We start from the raw sequence: 22,952 nt of genomic DNA, 5'->3' as shown, positions 1-22,952 counted from the left end.
ATCCGCGCCATCGCGAGGATGATGATATCTTGCGTCGGCGCATCACAGCGCCAGCCGCGCTCCGATATGGGCCGATACGCCCGCCGTGCCGTAGCCTGCCACCGTCTGGTAGTCGGCGTCGAACAGGTTCTCGACCCGTCCGAACACCTCGACCGTGTCGGTCACGGTCAGAGCCCCGCGCAAGGTGACGATCTCATACGGGTCGAGCCTTACGGTATTGAGGGCATCGTCGAAGCTCGCCCCCACGACGCGCACGTCGATGCCCAGCGAACCGCGCTCCAGTGCGGCGAACTCGGCCGTGAACAGCGCAGAATGCTTCGGCCGCCGCGCCAGTTGCAGGCCGGTATCGCGGCTCTCGGCGTCAGTGAAGGTGTAGACCGCGCCCAGCGTCACGCCCTCTCCCGGACTGCCCCAGATTTCCGCTTCCACGCCCTGCGCCCGCGCGCGGCTGACATTGTCGTATGTGCCGTCGGGCCGGTCGGTGCAGATCCCGCCGCTTACACCGAAACAGCTAACGAAATCGATGAGATTGTCCGTGTCGCGGCGATAGACAGTCGCCTCTGCATAAACACCGCTGTCACGCATGGCGCGCTCACCATAGGAGAGGCCAAGATCGAAGCTGGTGCTCTGCTCCGGCTCTAGCAGCAGATTGCCGAAATCGGAATGCAGCTGGAACAGGCTGGGCGCCTTGAACCCCTCCCCGATACTGGCGCGAAGGCGCAGATCGGCGGTAAGGTCGTAGCTCGCATCGGCGCCGAAACTGACTTCGGTCCCGAAATCGGCATGGTCGTCCACCCGGCCGCCGATATGCGCTGCAATGCCGCGCCATTCCACGCCGCCTTGCAGGTAAGCGCCCGCAATACGCGTGCTCTCGCCTGCGTCGAACAGCGTCTCGTAGCTGGTCCATTCATGCTCCCCGCCGAAATGGACGAGCGTGGGGCCGAATGGTCGCCACTCGCCCCGCAGCGCGATGCGGTCCGACCGGCCTTCGCTGGCGAAGGTCGTTACACCGCTGCCATCGAGATTGTCGCGCTCGGTATCGGCGAAGCTGTAGGCGGCGGACAGGAACAGCGGCCCGCTATCGTATGTGCCGCCCGCAGAGCCGGTCCATTGGCGCGTTTCCTGCGTGTCGAGCGTGTCGGCGAGCGTGAAAGAGGGCGCGGGAAAGCCGTCGATATCCAGATCGCCTTCGGCATAGCGGCTGCGCACGAAGACTTCGCTTCGCCCGTCGATGTAATAGCGCGCCGCGCCGTTGATCGCCCATTGCTCGAACCCGTCGGCCTCGCTGCCCGACGCGGCGGAGGAGAAGCCATCCGTGTTGAACCATGTGCCGCTGAGGCCGAGGAAACCGGTATCGGCATCGGCAAGGCTGGCGGCGAGGCGGGCATTGACGGTGTCGCGCGCGCCATATTCCGCGCTGGCCGACAGCCCATCGGCAAAGCGCGAAGTGGCGACAATTACGCCGCCGATCGCGTCCGATCCCCAGATGGTGGAGTTGGAGCCGCGCAAGATTTCGATCTTGGAAAGATCGGTGCTCAGCAGGTTGCCGAAGTCGAACCCGCCCGATGGCGCGGCGGGATCAGCCACGCGCACCCCGTCGAGAATGGCCAGCGTCTGCTCGCCCACAGCGCCGCGAATACGCACCGCCGTCTGCGCACCCACGCCGCCGGTCCGCGTGGCAGACACGCCCGGTGCACGCTCCAGCACGCGGGTGAGGTCCGCGCCTTGCATGGCGTCGATCTCTTCGGCGACAATGACGGTGACGGCCTGCCCCGTCGCATCGACATTGCCGCGCGTTCCGGTGGCGGTCACGGTGATGGTGTCTTCGCCATCCTGCGCCGCAGCAGGCAAAGCTATAGCAAGCAGAGAAACGCCTGAGATCAGATACTTAAGCACAATACCTCCTGTCATAAACGAACATTGCCGCTCACGACGGAAGGGAGCGCGAACACGCGCTCTCCCGCTGGCCATCGGTACACCCCGCCCGCAGCCGAACAGCCGTACACGGGCAGGTCTCCTGGCTCCCGGATCGCCGGGCCGCTTCCGCCTTCCCGCTGCGCCCGAAAGCGCGGCAGTGGCATAGTGGAAGCGCCCTCCCCGGTCACAGTTGCGGGGGCAGCGCAGGTGTCGCACCTGCTTCCCTCTTCGATCCGCCGTTACAGCGGATAACCCATGACGTGATGCGTCCATTATGCCCGCAGCAACGCTCTGACAAGGCTTGGCGAAACCGTCCCACCGCGGCACGCCGTAACGGGGCATATAGGTTTGGCTAACCCATTGCCGGTATCGGCTGGGCCGTGGAGCATGCGCGCATTCCGTCCCCCGGCGAAATCATTGCCGAGCGCCGCCGTGCGCGAAAGGCGCGGCGGGCTCTCGCCGTGCGACGCGTTCTGCTGGGCGGTGCGCTGATTGCAGCGCCGGTGATCGCGGCGGAGACCGCGCTCCAGCCAGTGATTGAGCAGGCACCGGCGCAAGCGATAGAGCCGATGCCGTTCGAGACCGCTGGCGGCAATTTTCCCGGTTCGGCCTTTTACTACCTCGAAGATACGCCGCCTGCCCTCGGCATATCGAGCGGCGACATTTCGCAGCCAGATACGGCGGAGCTCGCATTGCTGGAGTCGCCTGAGCTTGGTTCAGTAGCAGCCAGCTTCGTCGCGCGCGGCAGCGATCGCGACGTGGCGCGCGCGCAGGAATGCCTGACCATGGCAATCTATTACGAGGCCGCCAGCGAGTCCGATGCAGGCCAGCGCGCCGTAGCACAGGTTGTGCTCAACCGCGTGGCGCATAGCGCATGGCCTTCCACGGTATGCGGTGTCGTGTACCAGGGCTCGACGCGGCAAACGGGCTGCCAGTTCACCTTTACCTGTGATGGATCGCTGGCGCGTCGCCCCTCGCGCGGCGGGTGGGAGCGAGCAGGTCGCATCGCACGATCCGCCCTTGCCGGTTCGGTCTATGCGCCGGTCGGCCTTTCAACCCATTACCATACGCTCGCCGTCAGCCCTTATTGGGCGCCCAGCCTTGCGCGCACAACGGTGATCGGCGCGCACATCTTTTACCGCCTGCCGGGCGTTGCGGGCAGCGCGGGCGCGTTCGACACCGCTTACCGTGGCGGGGAACCGGCTGCGGCCAGCGCGCGCAGTGCGAGCATTGCCGCGCCCGACCCCGTTGCCATGGCCGAGGCCGACACGCTGGCCGAAGTGCCCGGTATTGCCGCGCCTCCCCCACCCAGCGCCGCGCCGAGTGCCGCGCCGGTGCAGGACCGCCTGCCGCAATCGGGCGATGTGCGCGAGGAATATCGCAATGCCGGTCGTTGGATCGAACGCGACTGAGCCTTGCAGCCCAACAGCACGTAAACGCTCGCAAAAGAATGATAACGGCTTGGAAACCAACTGTCCGAACGCTTGCTTAGCGCCCCGCCCTTAAAAGCGCTGGCACATCGTTTCCGGCGCCTCGCCGCGCCCATGCAATGGACAGTTCGCCCGATGCCCATCCGTTTCGCATCTCCTCCCAGCCCGACATCCTGTCGCATGCCGATGGGCTATGCGTCGGCCATGCATTTCCGTCCGGCGAACGACAATCGCGGCAAGGCCGTCGACAACACGCATCTGCGCGCGGCCCTTCGCCATTTCGCGCAGCACGGCCTTGCCGCGGCAGACCATGCGCGGCGACAGGCCGTGGCAGCAGCCGATGCAGGCGACCGGCCTACATTCGAATGGTGGCTGGAAATCTGCCGCGCGCTCGATCGCCGCATGGCCAGCCGGATCGACGCGCCCGTCAGCGCTTGACCTCTCTTACTGGCACCGCCGCACTGCCAACATTATCAAAACGCTAAAAAGCTATCCGTGCCAACACGGTAGCGGCCATTTTAACCAAAATTACAGGGCTCGGCGCTACGCCGCTTGCAGTCGCAAGCCGGAGCTGTCCCATAGCCAGTCTCGAAAATCTTATCGGTCGCTTTACATCGCTTGCCTATCCGGCAGACGAAGTGCGCGCGCGGCTATTTTCGACGCTGCACACACAGCCCTTCAGCCTGCTGGTCGCCAGCGCGTGCGGCATGGCGATGGCGTGGGTCTGCGCGATGAAAAGCGGAATTCCCGCGCTTGGCATTCTGGCAGTCGCGCTGACTGCGCTAAGCCTGGTGCTTATTAGTCTTGCCTTCTGGCTCCGCGCCAATCCGCAGCTCATCACGGCACGCTGGCTGCACGATTATTATCCGATCCTAGCTTTCATATACGCTTCCATGGTCGGCATCATCGCCGCCATTGCGCTGCAGCGCGCAGCGCCGCTGGATGTACAGGTGTTGGCCGTCGCCTATGCCGTTGCCTATTGCGGCGGCGTGTGTTTCCGCAGCGCAGGCCGCCCGCTGCTGGCGCTGGGGCAGATGGTTTGCGCGCTTCTGCCGATCGTTCTGGCCAGCGCCATGGCCGATACGGCGGGCTTCATCATGCTCGCCATCATGCTTTTCTGCTTCGCGGTCAGCATGGGATTCGTGACACTGTCGGTATTCCGCCAGCTGGCCGACCAGATCCTGGCGCTCGACACCAGCATGAAGCACGCTGCCGAAATGCGCGAACAATCGCGCACCGATGCAGTAACCGGACTGCTCAACCGCTCCGGCTTCAATCATGCGCTCGATACGCTGATTACGACCCTCCCGGAAGGCGAGAAGGTGGTGCTCATCTGGCTGGATCTGCACCGGTTCAAGGAAGTGAACGAGACGCTGGGTCATCGCACCGGCGACAAAATCCTGGCAGAAGCCGCGCGGCGAATGCGCGTCGCAGCCCCTGACACAGGTATCGTCGCCCGCTTCGGCAGCGACGAATTTCTGATGGCTGCGCGCATGCGATCGCGCGCCGAGTGCGAGACGCTGGCAAGCGCAGTGGTCGAGACGCTGATGCGCGCCCACCGGGTCGATGGCAAACGCATAGAAAGCGGCGCATCGGTGGGCGCGGCGCTGATGCCGGACGATGCCACCTCTGCCGACAGACTGATGCAGAGCGCCGACCTCGCCTTGTTCCATGCAAAGACAATGGGCCCGCACAAGGTCCGCTTTTTCGATACTGCCATGACCCGCGCGCTTGCCCGCAAGAAAGAGATCGAGGACGAATTGCGCAGTGCCATCCAGAAGGATGAGCTGTCCATTTTCTTCCAGCCGATCGTCGATCTGGAAACCGGCCGCATCCGCAGTTTCGAAGCGCTGCTGCGCTGGTTCCACCCCGAGAAAGGCGAGCTGTATCCCGACGAATTCATTCCCGTCGCGGAAGATACCGGCCTGATCGTCACGCTGGGCAACTGGATCACGGCGCAGGCGGCGCGCACGGCCATGGCGTGGCCGGAAGAGGTGACGCTGGCGGTCAATCTGTCGCCGGTGCAGATCAAGGCGCCGGGCGCGGCGCTGGGCATTCTCAGCGCGCTGCGCAATGCGGGCCTCGATCCGAAGCGGCTTGAGCTGGAAGTGACCGAAAGCCTGTTTATCGAGGACGATGCCAGCACCGCAGCCTTCATGGCGGATCTCGCCCGCGAAGGCGTGAAGTTCGCGCTGGACGATTTCGGCACGGGCTATTCCTCGCTGCACTATATCAATCGCTACCCCTTCCGCACGATCAAGGTGGACCGCAGCTTCGTATCCGGCCCGCATACGGGGCGTCGCAGCGATGCCATCATTCGAGCCGTGGCCGAAATGGGCAACACGCTCGAGATGGAGATTGTGGCGGAAGGGCTGGAAACGATCGACCAGGTGCAGGCCGTGCGAACCGCAGGCTGCACGCTGGGCCAGGGGTATTATTTCAGCCGCGCCGTGCCCGATTACCTTGCCGCCATGCTGCTGACGCAGGAAGCCAAGCGGCTGGGCGAGCACTTCACGCTGCCCCAAGAGCGCCTGGCCGGCTGAACGCGCATCGGGCTCCTGCGCTTGCGACCAAGGTCGCATTTCGATCCTTCCCGCCACACACTACGCCAAATCGGCACGCTATCGCTTGGAACCGGAACGTCTCTCGACCGTCGTGAATAAAGGCCATTTGGGCCTCTTATTGCTATTGCGAACTGATTGCAAAGACAGCGGGAATTGGCGGTTGCAATGGCTGCCACCGGAGCCTAGGGCGGCGTGGTCGAATTTCCGGTAGTGAGTCCCGCGTGGGCGCAAGGCCACTATCGCTGCGAAGCCGTTGCGCCCGACGAAGGACCAGCACGTAAAATGGCCAACACTGGACGCAAGAAGATCGCCCTTATCGGCTCCGGCATGATCGGCGGCACACTCGCCCATCTCGCCGCGAAAAAGGAAATGGGCGATATCGTCCTGTTCGACATCGCCGAAGGCATGCCACAGGGCAAGGCGCTGGACCTCAGCCAGTGCGGCCCGGTCGAAGGCTTCGACGCGAAGATCACCGGCTCCAACGATTACGCCGATATCGCCGGTGCCGATGTCGTGATCGTCACCGCAGGCGTGCCGCGCAAGCCCGGCATGAGCCGTGATGATCTGCTCGGCATTAACCTCAAGGTGATGAAGGCCGTCGGCGAAGGCATCAAGAACAATTGCCCCGATGCTTTTGTGATCTGCATCACCAACCCGCTGGATGCGATGGTGTGGGCGCTGCGCGAATTCTCCGGCCTGCAGCACAACAAGGTCGTCGGCATGGCGGGCGTGCTTGATAGCGCACGTTTCGCGACCTTCCTTGCGTGGGAATTCGATTGCTCGGTCAAGGACGTGAACGCCTTCGTCCTCGGCGGCCACGGCGACACGATGGTGCCGGTGAAGAGCTACACCACGATCAACGGTATTCCGGTTGATGATTACGCAAAGATCAAGGGCGTCCCGGCAGAGCGCCTCGACGAAATCGTCGACCGCACCCGCAAGGGCGGTGGCGAGATCGTCGGCCTGCTCGGCAACGGCTCGGCCTATTACGCACCCGCCACCAGCGCGATCGCCATGGCCGAGGCCTATCTCGGCGACCAGAAACGCATCCTGCCCTGCGCCAGCTATGTCGAAGGCAAGTATGGCCTCGATGGTCTCTATGTCGGCGTCCCCACCGTGATTGGCGCAGGCGGGACCGAGGACGTGATCGAGATCGAATTGTCGGACGAGGAAAAGAGCAACCTCAAGGTGAGTACCGATGCTGTCGAGGAACTGCTCGAAGCGTGCAAGGGGCTCGATAGCAGCCTTGCCTAAGGCGCTCACCTCCTACGCTCTGGCAGCGCTGGCAGGCATGGCGATCGTCGCCGCGCCTGCCTCCGCCATAGAGGTCGACCGGCAGGAAGTGGCCGAACGTTTCGCCGAGGGCGTGGAGCAGCAGCGCCGCGTCTATTGCCGCGACACCCGGCTTTTTACGCTGACGGACGGAACCGAACGTCGCGCCTGCATCGACTGGCGCGCGCAGAACCGGACGCGGCTGATCCGCACATACGCCTCGCTGGACGGGCCGGAGAACGATGCCGCTGCCAATCTCGACATTGCGCGGGATTGCTTCGACACTGCCGTGGCCAGCGCCAACGATCCCTATCGCGAGCGTTTCGACGAGAGCGCCTTTCTCGCCGCCGCCCGCACCGAATTTGCCCGCTGTGTGCGGACACGAAACCTGCAGCAGGCCGACCAGTACAGCCTTAGCGTCTACGAAACGGGCGTGTGGCTGGGCGGCAGCTGGGAAGACAACTGAGACGGAGCAGACTGAATGTCCATCCTCGTAAATAAAGACACCAAGGTCATCACTCAGGGGATGACCGGCAATACCGGCACGTTCCACACGCAGCAGGCGCTGGATTATGGCACCAAGATGGTGGCGGGCGTGACGCCGGGCAAAGGCGGCTCCGAGCATCTGGGCCTGCCGCAGTTCAACACCGTGCGCGAAGCAAAGGCTGCCACTGGCGCGACCGCCAGCGTCATCTACGTGCCGCCGCCATTCGCCGCCGACGCGATCTGCGAGGCGATCGAGGCCGAGGTCGAGCTTATCATTGCCATCACCGAAGGCATTCCGGTGCTCGACATGGTGCGCGCCAAGGCTGCGCTGACCGGCTCCAGGAGCCGCCTGATCGGCCCCAACTGCCCCGGCGTGCTGACGCCGGAAGAATGCAAGATCGGCATCATGCCGGGCAAGATCTTCCAGAAGGGCAGCGTCGGCGTCGTCTCGCGCTCCGGCACGCTCACTTACGAAGCCGTGCACCAGACCACCGCCGTGGGCCTCGGCCAGACGACCGCTGTCGGCATTGGCGGCGATCCTGTTAACGGCACCAATTTCATCGACGTGCTCGACCTGTTCCTGTCCGACGATGAGACCAAGTCCATCATCATGATCGGCGAGATCGGCGGCAGCGCGGAAGAAGAGGCAGCCGAATTCCTCAAGGCCGAAGCCGCCAAGGGCCGTTCCAAGCCCACCGTCGGCTTCATCGCGGGCCGCACCGCGCCTCCCGGGCGCCGCATGGGCCATGCTGGCGCCATCGTGTCCGGCGGCAAGGGCGGCGCGGACGACAAGATCGCGGCGATGGAAGATGCGGGCATCCGCGTTTCCCCCTCGCCTTCAGAGCTGGGCACCACGCTCGATGCCATGCTGAAAGAAATGGCCTGATCGCCGCGCATTCCTCTCATTCGAGGTCACGACATGGGTAAAGAGCCTACCGATTTCCCCGACATGCCGCATCAGGACGGCCCGCAGGAAGGCCCCAGCTGGGGCAATCCGCGCTGGCCGCTGAATGACGGGCATGGCGGCTTTGCCGATGCCATGGACCCGACCGACATGCTGGCCGCGGTCGCGGAGGCGTCTGCCAAGGCAGGCAAGCCGACCGATGCGGCCAGCGTCGAGGAAGCGTGCCGCAATTCGATCCAGGCCATGCTGCTGGTGCGGCTCTATCGCGTGCGCGGGCATCTGGCGGCGGAGCTCGATCCGCTGGGCCTTTCGCATCTGGAAGAGCCGGAAGACCTCAGCCTCGAATGGCACGGCTTTGCTGGTAAGGAAGACCTTGAGGTTTTCGTCGGCGGTGTGTTCGGCTTCGAATGGGCCAAGGTGGGCGAGCTCTATGCGGCCCTCCGCAGCACCTATTGCGGGCATGTCGGCCTGGAATACATGCACATCGCCGACACCGAAGAGCGGCGCTTCCTGCAGGACAAGTTCGAAAGCCCCGAAGAGACGATCCAGTTCACGCCCGAAGGCAAACGCGCCATCCTGCAGGCGGTGATCCGGGGCGAGGAATACGAGAAATTCCTCGGCAAGAAATATGTCGGCACCAAGCGTTTCGGCCTGGATGGCGGCGAAGCGATGATCCCGGCGCTGGAAGCGGTCATCAAATATGGCGGCTCCACCGGCGTGCGCGAGATCATCTACGGCATGGCCCACCGCGGCCGTTTGAACGTGCTCGCCAATGTGATGGCCAAGCCCTACCGCGTGATCTTCCACGAATTTTCCGGCGGCAGTGCCAATCCGGACGATGTCGGCGGATCGGGCGATGTGAAATATCACCTCGGCACCAGCACGGACCGCGAGTTCGATGGTATCAAGGTGCATATGAGCCTGGTGCCCAACCCCTCGCACCTCGAGGCGGTGAACCCCGTCGTGCTGGGCAAGACGCGCGCTCAGCAGGCTTTCCGCGACGATCTGGACAATCACGAACAGGTGCTGCCCGTGCTGATCCACGGCGATGCGGCATTTGCCGGCCAGGGCGTGGTGTGGGAATGCTTCGGCATGTCCGGCGTGCGCGGCTATTCCACCGGCGGGTGCATCCATTTCGTCATCAACAACCAGATCGGTTTCACCACCAGCCCCAAATTTGCGCGCTCCAGCCCCTATCCGTCTGACGTAGCCAAGGGTGTGCAGGCGCCCATCCTGCATGTGAATGGCGACGATCCGGAAGCGGTGACTTTCGCCTGCAAGCTCGCCATCGAATATCGCCAGCGGTTCAAGCGCGATATCGTGATCGACATGTGGTGCTATCGCCGCTTCGGCCACAATGAAGGTGACGAACCAAGCTTCACCCAGCCGCTGATGTATAAGGAAATCCGCAAGCATCCGCGCGTCAGCGAGCTGTATTCCGAGCGGCTGAAAGATGAAGGCGTGCTGGATGCGGGCACCGCTCCCGCCATGCGCGAGGAATTCATCAGCCTGCTGGACGAGGAGTTCGAGGCGGGCAAGAGCTACAAGCCCAACGAAGTGGACTGGTTCGCCGGTCGCTGGAGCGGTCTGCACAAGCCCGCCGACCCCGAAACCGCGCGCCGCAATGTCGATACCGCGATTCCGAAGAAGCTGTTCGACAGCCTTGGCCGCACGCTCACCACTGTTCCGGACGACCACACCGTCCACAAGACGCTGAACCGCGTGCTCGATGCCAAGCGCAACATGTTCGAAAGCGGCGAAGGCTTCGACTGGGCAACCGCCGAGGCGCTGGCTTTCGGCAGCCTCGTGACCGAAGGCTTCGGCGTGCGCCTGTCCGGCCAGGATTCGGGACGCGGCACCTTCAGCCAGCGCCACGCCATCTGGGTCGACCAGAATGACGAGGGCAAATACATCCCCCTCGCCACCCTGCCGCACGGCAAGTTCGAGGTATATGACAGCACGCTGAGCGAATTCGGGGTGCTCGGCTTCGAATACGGCTTCGCCCTCGCGGATCCCAAGACGCTAGTCCTCTGGGAAGCGCAGTTCGGCGATTTCGCCAATGGCGCGCAGATCATGATCGACCAGTTCATTGCCGCAGGCGAAGTGAAATGGCAGCGCGCCAACGGCCTCGTCATGCTGCTGCCGCATGGTTATGAAGGCCAGGGACCGGAACATAGCTCGGCCCGTCTTGAACGCTTCCTGCAGCTATGCGCGAACGACAATATCCAGGTGTGCAACATCACCAGCCCGGCGAATTACTTCCATGTGCTTCGCCGCCAGATGATGCGCCCCTTCCGCAAGCCGCTGGTTATCATGACGCCCAAGAGCCTTCTGCGCCATCCGTCCGCCAAGGATGACGCGGCCAAGTTCACCGGCGACAGCCATTTCATGCGCATCCTCTCCGACAAGACCGAGATCGCAGACGAGAAGGTGCGCCGCCTCGTGCTGTGCAGCGGCAAGGTCGCCTACGACCTGATGGAAAAGCGCGACGAGGAGCATGTCGACGATGTCTCCATCGTGCGGATCGAACAGCTCTACCCCTTCCCGGGTGAACCGCTGGCCGTCCGCCTGAAGCGCATGACCAATCTGGAAGAGGTCGTCTGGTGCCAGGAAGAACCGCATAATAATGGCGCGTGGTTTTTCGTGCAGAACCGTATCGAGGATGCGCTCACCGCTGCCGGTCACAAGGGCATGCGCCCGACCTATGCGGGCCGCGAGGAAGCAGCCTCCCCCGCCACCGGATTTGCCGCCCGTCACCAGGTGCAGCAGGAAGCGCTCGTTTCCGTGGCGCTCGGCCTCTCCGAACGCGGCAAGACCAACGCCAAGCGCAAGGCGCGCTCCAAGCCATCCAAAGCCTGAGGAACGATAGGCATGACCACCGAAGTCACAGTCCCCACACTTGGCGAATCCGTCACGGAAGCCACCGTCGGCGAATGGCTCAAGCAGCCCGGCGATGCCGTGGCCGCCGACGAGCCCATCGCCAGCCTCGAAACCGACAAGGTGGCCGTGGAAGTCCCCTCCCCCGTTGCAGGCGTGATCGGTGAGTTCACCGTGGAGCTGGGCGAGACGGTGGAAGTCGGCGCGGTGATCGCGAAGATCGAGGAAGGCGCGACCGTCGCCGCCACGGGTGAAGAACCCGCGCGCGCCAAGCAGATGCGCGAAGAGGGAAACGAAAAGCGCGAGGACGATGGTGGCAGCGCCTCTTCGGGTGATGGCTCTGTTTCCATGTCGCCCGCCGTGCGCCGCGTCGTGCTGGAGCATGGCCTCGACCCGACCACGATCAAGGGCACGGGCAAGGATGGCCGCCTGACCAAGGAAGACGTGCTGGCCGCCGCGAAGAACAAAGGAGCCGGTCCGGCAGATGCCAGCAAGCCCGCGCCTGCGGCAGCTTCCGTGCCTGCTGCTGCGAAGGGTGAGCGCCGCGAGGAACGCGTCAAGATGACGCGCATGCGCCAGACTATCGCCAAGCGCCTGAAAGCCGCGCAGGATAATGCCGCGCTGCTGACCACCTTCAACGATTGCGACATGACTGCCGTGATCGAGGCGCGGAACGCCTACAAGGATGTGTTTGCCAAGAAGCACGGCATCAAGCTCGGCTTCATGTCCTTCTTCGCCAAGGCCGCCTCGCTGGCGCTGAAGGATGTGCCCGCCGTTAACGCCTATATCGACGGTGATGAAATCGTTTATCACGACTATGTCGACATGTCGGTGGCGGTGTCCGCGCCCAATGGTCTCGTCGTGCCCGTCGTGCGCAGCGTGGATGCCATGAGCTTTGCCGAGATCGAGCTGGCCATCGCCGATTACGGCAAGCGCGCCAAGGAAGGCACGCTCACCATGGAGGATATGCAGGGCGGTACCTTCACAATCTCCAATGGCGGCGTGTTCGGATCGCTGATGTCGACGCCGATTATCAACCCGCCGCAAAGCGCTGTGCTGGGCCTGCACCGCATCGAGGAACGCCCCGTTGCCGTGAATGGCGAAGTTGTCATCCGCCCGATGATGTATCTGGCCCTGAGCTACGATCATCGCATTATCGACGGGCGCGAAGCCGTGACCGCGCTAAAGATCATGAAGGAAGCGATCGAGGATCCCATGCGGATGCTGATCGATCTGTAAACGCGGTAGGAGACTGTAAAATGATGAAGAAGCTATGCCTCGCCTCGCTGTTCGCAGTCTCTCTTGCAGGTTGCGATGCTGCCGGAGAAATCGCCGGTGAAGCAATCGACAACGAGATCCGCACGCAGGTCGCCAACCAGTGCGAAACGGTCGCCAGCAATGCAGGCGTCGTCGCGGAGCGGATCACCGCCGTGTGCGAATGCACCGCCGATACCTTTATCGACGACCCTGAGCTGACGGCGGACGATATTCGCCCTGCGCGGATCGAGGAAATCGTCAACGATTGCACCAGCTCGACCGCCGAAAGCGCGGCTGAGCCTGCGAATGAAACCCCTGCGGAGGACAGCAGTGTCTGACCATAATTACGATTACGACGTCCTTGTCATCGGCGCCGGTCCCGGCGGCTATGTCGCTGCCATCCGTGCTGCGCAACTTGGCCTGAAGACGGCCTGCGCCGAAAGCCGGGAGACGCTGGGCGGCACCTGCCTCAATGTCGGCTGCATCCCGTCCAAGGCGATGTTGCATGCGTCCGAATATTTCGATGCCGCCGCCAATGGCGCGATGGAAAGCATGGGCATCGATGTGAGCCCCAAGCTCAACCTGCCCAAGATGCACGACCAGCGCCTCGATGCGGTGAACGGCCTGACAAAGGGCATCGAGTTCCTATTCAAGAAAAACAAGGTCGACTGGAAGAAAGGCCGCGCGAGCTTCGTCGACGGTCACACGGTCGAAGTCGGCGGCGAGAAGGTGACGGCGAAGGACATCGTAATTGCCACCGGCTCCTCCGTCACGCAGCTGCCGGGGGTCGAGGTCGACAACGACAAGGGCGTGGTGGTCGATTCAACCGGCGCGCTGGAACTCGCCAAGGTGCCGGAGCACATGGTGGTGATCGGCGGCGGTGTCATCGGGCTTGAACTGGGCAGCGTATGGCGCCGTCTTGGCGCGAAAGTCACCTGTGTCGAGTTTCTCGATGAAATCCTGCCCGGCATGGATGGCGATATCCGCAAGGAATCGCGCAAGATCTTCAAGAAGCAGGGCATCGAATTCAAACTCGGCACCAAGGTCACCGGCGTGTCGGTGAAGGGCAAGAAAGCAACGCTGACGCTGGAACCAGCCAAGGGCGGCGATGCGGAAACGATGGAGGCGGACTGCGTGCTCGTGTCCATCGGTCGCAGGCCGAACACCGAAGGGCTGGGCTTGGACGCTATCGGCCTGGAAACGAACGAGCGCGGCCAAATCGAAACCGATCACAGCTTCCGCACCAAGGTCGACAGCGTATGGGCCATCGGCGACGTGATCCCCGGCCCCATGCTCGCCCACAAGGCCGAGGATGAAGGCATTGCGGTCGCCGAAAATATCGCTGGCGAGACGGGCATCGTGAACCACGATGTCATTCCCAGCGTCGTCTATACCCTGCCCGAAATCGCCGGTGTCGGCCTCACCACCGAACAGGCGATCGAGAAGGCTGGCGGCGACAAGAGCAAGGTGAAGGTCAGCAAATTCCCGATGATGGCGAACAGCCGCGCCAAGACCAATCACGAGCCTGACGGCCTGGTGAAAGTCATCGCCGATGCCGAAACGGATCGCGTGCTGGGTATCTGGGCGATTGCCAGTGTCGCGGGCACGATGATCGCGGAAGCCTGCATCGCGATGGAATTCGGCGCGACGAGCGAGGATATCGCTTACACTTGCCACGCGCACCCCACCCACGCCGAAGCCTTGAAAGAGGCCGCCATGAGCATCCAGGGCAAGCCGATCCACATCTGATGGGCGAATGGCGCGCCCGCCTGCCATCGGTGCTCGCTCTGGCGATACCGGTGGTGGCGGGCGCCCTGTGGATGGCGCTGAGCGGAGCGCCTTCTCATTACGCATGGGTGAACCTGGCGGCGCTGGCGCTTGCGAGCCTGTGGGCGCTGACGGGGCGCGGCCCGCATACGGCGCTCAGCCGCCACATGCTGGTGTTCTTCCTCGTCGTGTTCATGCTCACGCCGCTGGTGGTCGGCCCGGAACTCACTTCGATCACGGGAGACCGCGTGGTGCGCTGGTTTCCCGTCGGCGGACTGGCCATCCATACCGGTATGGTGGCCGTGCCAGCGCTCGTCGTGCTGGCGGCCCGCAACAGGCGGCAGGGCTTTGCCTTCCTGCTCGCTGGGCTCGGCGCGGCGCTGTTCCAGCCCGATGCCGCCACGGGCTTTGCCATTACCTTCGCTGCCATCGGCATCCATCATGTCACCCGCGACTGGAAAATGGGGATGGTTGCCATTCTCGGCTTCTTTGCCTCCATCGCCATGGCGCTCTCGGGCGAGATCCCGCCCCAGCCTTTCGTGGAGCGCGTGCTGATCGATGCGGCCGGGCAGAGCATCGTCATCGCCATTGCGCTTGCTGCCGGCCTGCTCGCGACTTTCGCGCTTATCCTCGCCGCCGTGCCGCTCAACCGCGAGAAACGCTTTGCGCTGGGCGGCGCGTTGTTCGGATTCTTCATCATGGCAATGATGTCGCATTACCCCATGCCGCTGATAGGATATGGCGCCGCGCCGATCATCGGTTTCGGCCTCGCCCTCGGCCTGCACAGGATACCTAAAAGATGAGCCTGCCTCCGTTCCACCTCGCTTTCCCCGTCGACAATTTGCCAGCCGCGCGGCAATTCTGGACCGAGGTGATGGGCTGCACTGAAGGCCGCTCGTCGGACGACTGGTGCGATTTCGCCTTTCACGGTCACCAGATCGTGGCTCATCAGGCGCCGTCAGTCGTCGCGCGCAATACCGGCGGCAGCAATCCGGTGGACGGGCATGACGTGCCCATCCCGCATTTCGGCCTCGTCCTGCCGATCGAAGAATGGGAGAAGCTCGCGGAGCGATTGAAAGCCGCCAATGTCCCGTTCGAAATCGAGCCGTATATCCGCTTCAAAGGAGAGCCGGGCGAGCAGGCGACCATGTTCTTCCGCGATCCCAGCGGCAATGCCATCGAGATGAAAGCATTCGGCGATCCGGAGGCGCTTTTCGCGAAAGACTAGGCGCGGGGCGGCAGCGGCTTTAATGCAGCGCGCATGAGCAAAGCTGCAACAATGCGATTCCTCGCCAAATGGCATATCTGGCTGGGATGGCTGGTGGGCTTGCCGATCCTGATGTGGACGGTAACCGGCCTTGTCATGGTGCTCACGCCGATCAACGAGGTACGCGGTAGCCACTTGCGCCTGCCGGTGGAGCAGGAGGCCCTTCCGCCAGGTAATCCAGCGGGGATCGCATTCCCCATCGGCAACTCCATCCAATACACGGAAAAGCGGGTCGTCATGCAGCGCGGCCGCCCGGTCTGGCTGCTGACCACCACCGACGGCAACATCGAACGCTACGCTGCGGATGGAAGCGGCGATCCACTCCCCAGCGTCGATGAAGACTATGTCCGCTCGCTGCTGGCGGAGCGCATAGTCGGCGGCGACGACCTTGCTTCACTGCGCCTGATGGACGCCGAGAGCCCCGCGTCCGATTTCCGCCGAGCCATCCCCGCCTGGCAAGCGGAGCTACAGGACGGGGCGCGGGTCTATGTCGATGCGCGCTCGGGCGAGATCGCCGCGATCCGCACCGATTTCTGGCGCGTGTTCGATTTTGCCTGGGGCCTGCATATCATGGACCTCGAAACGCGCTCGCTCGATGAACAAACACCGTTCAAACATCTGATGCTCGTGCTTTTCTCGGCGCTTGCCGTGATCGGTTCGCTGATCGGCTGCGTGCTCATGTTCCGGCGACGCAAGGCACGGGTGAAGGCGTGATCGACATCCCGACACAGGCTGCGCCGGTCCTGCCGCCATTCGTCGACCTTGGCGGCACGGCGGTTTTCGCGCTTTCCGGCGCCTTGCTGGCGGCGCGGCTGAACCAGACATTCGTCACTTGCGCCTTCTTCGCCCTGCTGACCGGCGTGGGCGGAGGCAGCGTGCGCGATGCCATGCTGGGCGTGCCGGCCTTCTGGCTGCGCGATTTCTGGGTGGCGCCTGTCATTCTTATCATGGCGCTGATCGCGTGGTTTACGCCGCGCAAATGGTGGGACGGGAAATGGCTGGAATGGGCGGACGCGGTCGGGCTCGCCATCTTCTGCGCGCTGGGCACAGCCAAGGCGCTGGCTTTCGACGTCGCACCGCTCGCCGCCATCGTGCTGGGTATCGTGACCGGGTGTGTGGGCGGCATCGTGCGCGATGTGATCGCGGGCGTGCCCTCGATCCTGATGCGCCCGGAGCTTTATGTGACCGCCGCCGCGCTTGCCGCATCTTTATGCGCGGTGCTGATATTGCTGGGCGTGCCGCAAGGCTGGTCCATGGGACTGGCCGCGCTGGCAGGCTTCGCGCTGCGCGGCGCGGCCATGCATTGGTCTATCGAATTGCCCGCCTATTCGCGCGAAGTGAAAGACTGACCGGGCAAAAGCGCTATTGCCGGAAGTCCGGCGCGCTGGCCGTGTCGTAACGACCGTCACCCTGCCACTCGGGCCGGTCATCGTCCTCGCCTTCCAGCGGGCCACCTGGATAGCTCGGCTGCGGGCCGTCGTCTTGCGGCATGTCGTAGCGTTCGTCGCGCGCGGCGTAGCCATCGTCACGATATCCGGCACCATCGCCATATTGATAAGGACCGTCGGCCGGTGTTCGCGTGGTGGCACGGGCACGGGCGTAATAATCCGCGCTATATTGCTCGCCGCGCGCGCCGAGGTCAGTTCCGGTCGCGCCGTTATAGGCGAAGTCATCCGTATCCACGTCGATGGAGCGGATGCGGCCATCATTGCCGATGCGGCAGGAGAAGCGGTCTCCGCTTTCCAGCGTGCCGCTGACATCCCAGCCGGAGGCGGACCGCCGGGCATTGTCGACCGCTTCCACGCGTCCGCTATCCCGATCCACGGCGTCTATGCACATATCGACCGCTCGCTCGATACCGCGCGTGTCGGCAACGCCGCGCCTGTCATCATAGCGGGCGCGGTCTCGGCGGGGATAGCGGTCCTCATAACGCTCGCGATCACGGTCACGACTGCGCGAGGTGCCGATGATGGCAGCCAGCGCGCCCAATACAGCGACACCGGCAATCACATCGCCAGCGTCCACCCCGCCGCGACGGTGGTGGCGATAATCGCGATAGCGGCGATGGCGATACTGATTGGCCTCGCCCTCGTCGTACAGCTCGTATTCCGCGCCGCCATAGGCGATGGCGGGCAGCTCCGCAGCCGCGGCGGGCGTGGCGGTGAGCGACAGCGCGGCAGCCATTGCGAAGGCGCTGGTGAATTTGGTCGGGCGCATGGCCATAATCGAAGTTCCCCGGTTCGGATATTGCAGATACGGCTAGGCGGTCCAGACTGTCATCAGCCTGAACCGCCCTTGCCTGTTATCGGTCGTCAGCGATCAGAGCCCGCGAATGCCGCGGAAGTCCAGATCGCGGATGCGGCCATTGCGCACATCGCATTCGAAGCGGCCTTCATCCCAGCCGGAGTTGCGATAGCCACGGCGGTAATCGCGATAACGATCCCTGCCCCAGCCGCGACGGTCGCGGTAGCGATAATCGTCGCGCACGGCGATCCGGCCCTTCACTTCGAAGCCGCGACGCTCGCGGTCGACATCGTAGATTTCGTACACTTCAGCACGCGTGCCGAGATAGCGCTGCGCCTGGCGTTCCGCTGCGCGGACGCACATTTCTACGGCGCGTTCGGCGTTACGATAGCCGCCGCGATAGGAACCGCGGTAGTCGCGATAATCGCGGTCGTAGCGGTAATCGCGGTCGTATCGGTCACGATTGCTCGAGGACAGGATCGCGGCCAGACCGCCGATAATCACGGCACCGGCAATCACTTCGCCGGCGGAAATGCCACGGTCACGGTCGCGATAGCGGTGATCGTCAGCCATGGCGGGAGAGGCCGAGGCCATCGCCATCGCACCGGCGGCGACAGTTCCGAGCGTGCCCTTGGCCAGAGCTTTGGTAATGGACTTCATAAGGCGTCTCCTTCTCGTCCCGGCGGCGGGATTGCCACCTGTGAGAAGGCTTTTACGCGAGCCAGCGTGAGATCACGCTGAACTCGCGTGTTAGCAGATATTCAGAAAAGTCGCCTACTACCTGAATATCTTAGTCCTGCGGGTTGAGGCCGGTCCAGTATGCCAGGAAGGCCGAGACATCGGCGGCTTCCTCGATCGCCTTGTCGGTCGGCTTGCCCGAGCCGTGCCCCGCGCGGGTCTCGATCCGGATCAGCTGCGGGCGCTCGCCGAGGTTCTCCGCCTGCAGGGCAGCGGTATATTTGAACGAGTGCCCCGGCACCACGCGGTCATCCGTGTCCGCCGTGGTCACCAGCAGTGCCGGATAGTCCGTATCGGGCTGGATATTGTGCAGCGGCGAATAGGCCCGCAGGATGCGCCAGTCTTCCTCGCGGTCGGGATAGCCGTAATCGTCCACCCAGTACCGGCCTGCGGTCCACTGGTCGAAACGCAGCATGTCCATCACGCCCACGGCAGCATTGCCCGCGGCAAACAGGTCTGGACGCTGGTTGGCGACCGCGCCCACCAGCAGACCGCCATTGGAGCCGCCCTGAATGGCGAGGCCGTCTTCCGGCGTGATACCTTCGCTGATGAGAAACTCACCGGCCGCGATGAAATCGTCGAACACGTTCTGCTTGTTCGCACGGCGACCGCCATCGTGCCAGGCGCGGCCATATTCGCCGCCGCCACGGATATTCGCGAGGGCGAAAGCGCCGCCCGCTTCCATCCACGCCAGTCGCGCGACGGAGAAGCCGGGAGTGAGCGAGATGTCGAAACCGCCATAGCCATAGAGCAACGTGGGCACCGCTTCGCCACTCTCGGCAATATCGGCGCGGCGCACGATGAACATGGGCACGCGCGTGCCGTCGCGGCTTTCGTAAAAGCGTTGCTCCACCACGAAATCGTCGGGGTCGAAGTCGACTTCAGGCTGCGCGAAGATGGTGCTCTCGCCCGATGCTACATCGTAGCGGTAGATGGTGTTCGGACGATTGAAGCTGCCGAAGCTGTAGAACGTCTCAGTGCTGTCCGCGCTGCCGCCGAAGCCGCCTGCCGTGCCCAGCCCGGCAAATTCGATTTCGCGCACCAGCTCTCCATCCAGCGTCATCACGTATGCGCTGGACGATGCGTCCTCCAGATATTCGACGATGAGATTGTCGCCTACCATGCTGGCGCCAGCGATAGGCTGGTCGCGCTCGGGCACGATCACCGTCCAGCCATCCTGCGGCGCATCCATGTCGATGGACACGATGCGGTAGAGCGGCGCATCGGCATTGGTGGTGAAATACAGCGTCGAGCCGACATTGCCGATCATCGACCAGCTGTAATCGAAGCCTTCGACCAGCGGGAGGACGCGCCAGCCATGCTCGTCGCGCGCTTCCAGATCAACAAGCCGCACTTCGTAGCGGCTATCCGTGCCGGTGGATGACTGGATGACCATCCAGCGGCCATCATCACTGGTGCCGGCGAAATTGTTCTGCTCGGGCGCATCCGGCGTTGCGAAAACCAGCTGGTCTTCCGACTGGTCTGTGCCGAGATCATGGAAATAGACCGACTGGTCGAGGTTCAATGCTTGGAAATCCTCGCCTTCCCCGGGTTCGGGGAAGCGCGAATAGATGAAACCTTCTTCGCCCACCCAGCTGAGGCCGGAGAACTTGACCCAGCGTACATCGCCGCCGATCTGCTCACCCGTTTCCACGTCGAGCACGCGCACGATGCGCCAGTCGCTGCCGCCATCCTGCACACTGTAAAGCAGCTTCGAGCCATCGGGAGACGGCACCCAGCCGGCTAGTGCGGTGGCACCATCGTCGGCCCATTCATTCGGGTCGATCAGAAGCTGCGGCTCGCCCGTCAAACCGTCGCGGTAATAGAGCGGGGACTGGTTCTGCAGGCCCGAATTGCCGGTGTAGAAATACCGGTCGCCGCGCGCCACGGGAATGCCGAACCGCTCGAAATTATACAGCTCGCTGATCCTCTCCTGAAACCAGCCGCGCGCGGGCAGTTCTTCCAGATAAGCGTCGGTCAGCTCATTCTGCGCCTCGACCCAGGCGGCAACCTCGGGATTGTTGCGCACATCGTCTTCCAGCCAGCGGAAGGGATCGGCAATTTCCTCACCGAAAATGGTTTCGACGACATCGCCCTCGCGGGTCTCGGGATAATCGGGTGCGGACATGTCCTGTGCTGCGATAGGAGTGACGACAAGGCCGGCGATACCGGCCATCAGGGCGAAGCGTTTCATGGTGTGAACCCTTTCAGATTTCATCGGAAACCACCTTAGCCGTTGCGCTTTCCAAGGCAATGCAAACTAGGGGCTATCCGCCTTCATTGTTCAGGGCGGAGAGGACATCGGCAGTGAACGCCACGATATCGAAGCCGGAACCGCCCGCCGGATCTTCTCCCCGTCGCACGATGATCAGATTTTCGCTTGGAATGACGACAAGATACTGTCCGCGATTGCCACGCGCGGCAAACATATCCGCAGGTACGCCCTGGAGGTTGCCATTTGCCAGCCACCAGCCCGCGCCATAGCCCCATGCCGTATTGCTCGGCTGCGGGCCGGAGGGGGTGGTGATGTAATCGACCCAGCCTTCGGGCAGGATGCGTTCGCCTCGCCACATGCCGTCCTGCAGATGCAGCTGGCCGAGATTGGCGAGATCGCGTGCGGTCGCCCAGACCTGACTGGAAAGGATGTAGTTCCCCTGCCAGTCCGTTTCGGCAATCGTCCGACCCATGTCCAAGGTTTCGAACAGATCGGCAGGAGGGTGATCTGCGAAGGTATGTTCGATAGCCTGCACTGCGGCCAGCGTGTCGTTATTGGCGTAGCGATACATTGTGCCGGGCGCGAAAAGCAGCGGCCAGTCGAGCGCTACTTCGTCCACCGTCGCGCCGCCATAATAGAGCGGATCGGTGCGGTTGCCCGGCGTATCGGAATAGCGCCCCGACGCCATGCGAAGGGCATGATCGATGGTGATCGCGCGGCGCGGATCGGTCTCATCGGCGCCCAGCCCGGCGCTCTCGTTCACATCGATATCGCCGCGCTGCACCGCCGCGCCCACAATTGTAGCAGCGATCGATTTGGCGACGGACCAGGTGCGCTGGGGCGAGTAGGGAGAATATGGCGCAGCGTAGCGTTCGTCATCGTGCTCGGCATGTCCGCGCACCAATACGGCTGTTGTACGGGCATCGGCCCCGTAATGGTCACTGAACGCCCGCTCGAATACCGGGCCGAGATCGGGATCGGCAAGCTCCCGCTGGGTCCAGACGATGGCAGCGTCAGAGAAGGATACGCTCGACCGATCGGGAAAGGTCGTCGCCCCTATTGGCAACAGGCTACATCCGCCCTCTTCCATATGGAAGGCAATGCGAGGCGGCATGTCTTCGGCCCATGCGACAGCCACGTGGGACAGCGGGTCTCCATCACGCTCGAAGCGGTAAATGGTATGCTCAAGCTCTGCCGCGATCATGTCGAGCGGAGGCTGGATACCGGACAATTCGGACGCAAGAATGTCCTCGTCACTCCGCCCGAGCCCGATTTCGGTATTTGCCAGAGCGCCGCACAGGAACAGCGCCTTATACCCTGCCGCCAGCGCGCGGTCGTAGCGATCGTCCAGCTCGGATTGCGGGATGCTCTGCGCGGTGGCGGGTGTGGCGAATAGCAGCGCGGCAGCTGCCAACATGGTCGTGCGGATCATGTGCGCGAGACTAGTGGCGCGCGCGCAAAAGAAAAGGGCCGGCAGATCGCTCCGCCAGCCCTTCACTTGTCTGTATTGGAAGCGCTTACGCGTCTTCGAATTCGTCCTCGGTCATCACCGGGCCGCTGTCCTGGCCCTTGGCGTCTTCGTCGCGGTCGACGAGTTCGATGATGGCGATGGCGGCCGCGTCGCTGTCGCGATAGCCGGCCTTGATCACGCGGGTATAACCGCCTTCGCGGTCGGCATAGCGCTCTGCCAGAACGTCGAACAGCTTCTTAAGCTGGGTTTCGTCCATCAGGCGCGACATGGCGAGACGACGGTTCGAAAGGCCGCCACGCTTTGCCAGCGTAATCAGCTTCTCTACATAGGGGCGCAATTCCTTGGCCTTTGCCGTGGTGGTAAGGATCTGCTCGTGCTTGATCAGGGCAGCAGCCATGTTGCGGAACATGGCGATGCGATGCTGGCTCTTGCGGCTGAGCTTACGGCCGGAAATTCCGTGACGCATAACTTTTACTCCAGTTCGATATGGGCCCGTACAAGGTTGCCCGTAGCAGGCCGGATGAAGGGGTCCGGCCCATGCCC

20 protein-coding genes and 1 riboswitch are annotated in these 22,952 nt (G+C 63.3%); of the genes, 14 read left to right on the top strand and 6 right to left on the bottom strand.

Translation table 11 applies throughout. From position 1 onward, the window contains the following. Positions 1–42: 42 nt before the first annotated feature. Positions 43–1,896 (bottom strand): TonB-dependent receptor plug domain-containing protein, encoded by a 1,854-nt coding sequence (locus BMF35_RS07690; RefSeq protein ID WP_064971402.1) that lies wholly within the window; start codon positions 1,894–1,896, stop codon positions 43–45. A gap of 94 nt (positions 1,897–1,990) precedes the next feature. Continuing rightward, positions 1,991–2,189: riboswitch (cobalamin riboswitch) on the bottom strand. Between the two features lie 189 nt (positions 2,190–2,378). On the opposite strand from BMF35_RS07690, the gene BMF35_RS07685 reads away from it, so the two are divergent. The 14 genes from BMF35_RS07685 to BMF35_RS07620 all read left to right on the top strand — a co-directional run bounded on the left by BMF35_RS07685 (position 2,379) and on the right by BMF35_RS07620 (position 17,090). Further along, a complete protein-coding gene (locus BMF35_RS07685; protein ID WP_236781493.1) occupies positions 2,379–3,329 on the top strand; it encodes a cell wall hydrolase in 951 nt (316 codons plus the stop codon). A gap of 153 nt (positions 3,330–3,482) precedes the next feature. Further along, complete coding sequence (locus BMF35_RS13875; RefSeq protein ID WP_064971388.1) at positions 3,483–3,785, top strand: hypothetical protein; 303 nt, start codon at positions 3,483–3,485, stop codon at positions 3,783–3,785. 200 nt (positions 3,786–3,985) lie between these two features. Continuing rightward, positions 3,986–5,890 (top strand): putative bifunctional diguanylate cyclase/phosphodiesterase, encoded by a 1,905-nt coding sequence (locus BMF35_RS07675; RefSeq protein ID WP_236781492.1) that lies wholly within the window; start codon positions 3,986–3,988, stop codon positions 5,888–5,890. Positions 5,891–6,193: 303 nt separating this feature from the next. After that, complete coding sequence (mdh, locus tag BMF35_RS07670) at positions 6,194–7,165, top strand: malate dehydrogenase (protein ID WP_047005444.1); 972 nt, start codon at positions 6,194–6,196, stop codon at positions 7,163–7,165. Continuing rightward, positions 7,158–7,649, top strand: a complete 492-nt coding sequence (locus BMF35_RS07665; protein ID WP_047005443.1) for a hypothetical protein — start codon at positions 7,158–7,160, stop codon at positions 7,647–7,649. The genes mdh and BMF35_RS07665 overlap by 8 nt, the downstream gene beginning before the upstream one ends. A 15-nt stretch (positions 7,650–7,664) precedes the next feature. After that, on the top strand, positions 7,665–8,555 hold the full coding sequence (gene sucD, locus BMF35_RS07660; protein ID WP_047005442.1) for a succinate--CoA ligase subunit alpha: 891 nt from the start codon (positions 7,665–7,667) through the stop codon (positions 8,553–8,555). A gap of 33 nt (positions 8,556–8,588) precedes the next feature. Beyond that, a complete protein-coding gene (locus BMF35_RS07655) occupies positions 8,589–11,432 on the top strand; it encodes a 2-oxoglutarate dehydrogenase E1 component (RefSeq protein WP_047005441.1) in 2,844 nt (947 codons plus the stop codon). Between the two features lie 12 nt (positions 11,433–11,444). Further along, positions 11,445–12,689, top strand: a complete 1,245-nt coding sequence (gene odhB, locus BMF35_RS07650; protein ID WP_047005440.1) for a 2-oxoglutarate dehydrogenase complex dihydrolipoyllysine-residue succinyltransferase — start codon at positions 11,445–11,447, stop codon at positions 12,687–12,689. Positions 12,690–12,709: 20 nt separating this feature from the next. Beyond that, complete coding sequence (locus BMF35_RS07645; protein ID WP_047005439.1) at positions 12,710–13,045, top strand: hypothetical protein; 336 nt, start codon at positions 12,710–12,712, stop codon at positions 13,043–13,045. Continuing rightward, complete coding sequence (gene lpdA, locus BMF35_RS07640) at positions 13,038–14,456, top strand: dihydrolipoyl dehydrogenase (RefSeq protein ID WP_236781491.1); 1,419 nt, start codon at positions 13,038–13,040, stop codon at positions 14,454–14,456. Before BMF35_RS07645 ends, lpdA begins: the two co-directional genes overlap by 8 nt. Further along, positions 14,456–15,277: a hypothetical protein gene (locus tag BMF35_RS07635; protein ID WP_052765858.1), complete on the top strand. Its 822-nt coding sequence runs from the start codon at positions 14,456–14,458 to the stop codon at positions 15,275–15,277. Before lpdA ends, BMF35_RS07635 begins: the two co-directional genes overlap by 1 nt. Beyond that, the gene (locus BMF35_RS07630; RefSeq protein WP_047005437.1) at positions 15,274–15,702 is read left to right on the top strand and encodes a VOC family protein; all 429 of its coding nucleotides are present in this window, start codon (positions 15,274–15,276) and stop codon (positions 15,700–15,702) included. Before BMF35_RS07635 ends, BMF35_RS07630 begins: the two co-directional genes overlap by 4 nt. Before the next feature lie 33 nt (positions 15,703–15,735). Next, positions 15,736–16,455: a PepSY domain-containing protein gene (locus BMF35_RS07625; RefSeq protein WP_047005436.1), complete on the top strand. Its 720-nt coding sequence runs from the start codon at positions 15,736–15,738 to the stop codon at positions 16,453–16,455. After that, a complete protein-coding gene (locus BMF35_RS07620; RefSeq protein WP_047005435.1) occupies positions 16,452–17,090 on the top strand; it encodes a trimeric intracellular cation channel family protein in 639 nt (212 codons plus the stop codon). Before BMF35_RS07625 ends, BMF35_RS07620 begins: the two co-directional genes overlap by 4 nt. 13 nt (positions 17,091–17,103) lie before the next feature. On the opposite strand, the gene BMF35_RS07615 is transcribed toward BMF35_RS07620, so the two are convergent. The 5 genes from BMF35_RS07615 to rplQ form a co-directional block, all read right to left on the bottom strand. Beyond that, positions 17,104–17,964, bottom strand: coding sequence for a hypothetical protein (locus tag BMF35_RS07615; protein ID WP_052765857.1), 861 nt, complete (start codon positions 17,962–17,964; stop codon positions 17,104–17,106). A gap of 96 nt (positions 17,965–18,060) precedes the next feature. Then, the gene (locus tag BMF35_RS07610) at positions 18,061–18,645 is read right to left on the bottom strand and encodes a hypothetical protein (protein ID WP_047005434.1); all 585 of its coding nucleotides are present in this window, start codon (positions 18,643–18,645) and stop codon (positions 18,061–18,063) included. Between the two features lie 130 nt (positions 18,646–18,775). Then, on the bottom strand, positions 18,776–20,917 hold the full coding sequence (locus BMF35_RS07605) for a prolyl oligopeptidase family serine peptidase (protein ID WP_047005433.1): 2,142 nt from the start codon (positions 20,915–20,917) through the stop codon (positions 18,776–18,778). 73 nt (positions 20,918–20,990) lie between these two features. Continuing rightward, positions 20,991–22,370: a serine hydrolase domain-containing protein gene (locus BMF35_RS07600; RefSeq protein WP_047006418.1), complete on the bottom strand. Its 1,380-nt coding sequence runs from the start codon at positions 22,368–22,370 to the stop codon at positions 20,991–20,993. Positions 22,371–22,455: 85 nt separating this feature from the next. Continuing rightward, positions 22,456–22,875 (bottom strand): 50S ribosomal protein L17, encoded by a 420-nt coding sequence (gene rplQ, locus BMF35_RS07595; RefSeq protein ID WP_047005432.1) that lies wholly within the window; start codon positions 22,873–22,875, stop codon positions 22,456–22,458. Positions 22,876–22,952: the final 77 nt, after the last annotated feature.

This window comes from Aurantiacibacter gangjinensis (genome assembly GCF_001886695.1).
GTDB classification, from domain to species: Bacteria; Pseudomonadota; Alphaproteobacteria; order Sphingomonadales; family Sphingomonadaceae; genus Alteraurantiacibacter; species Alteraurantiacibacter gangjinensis.
The sequence above is the reverse complement of the archived record's forward strand: the minus strand, read 5'-3'. Positions and strand labels throughout refer to the sequence as shown.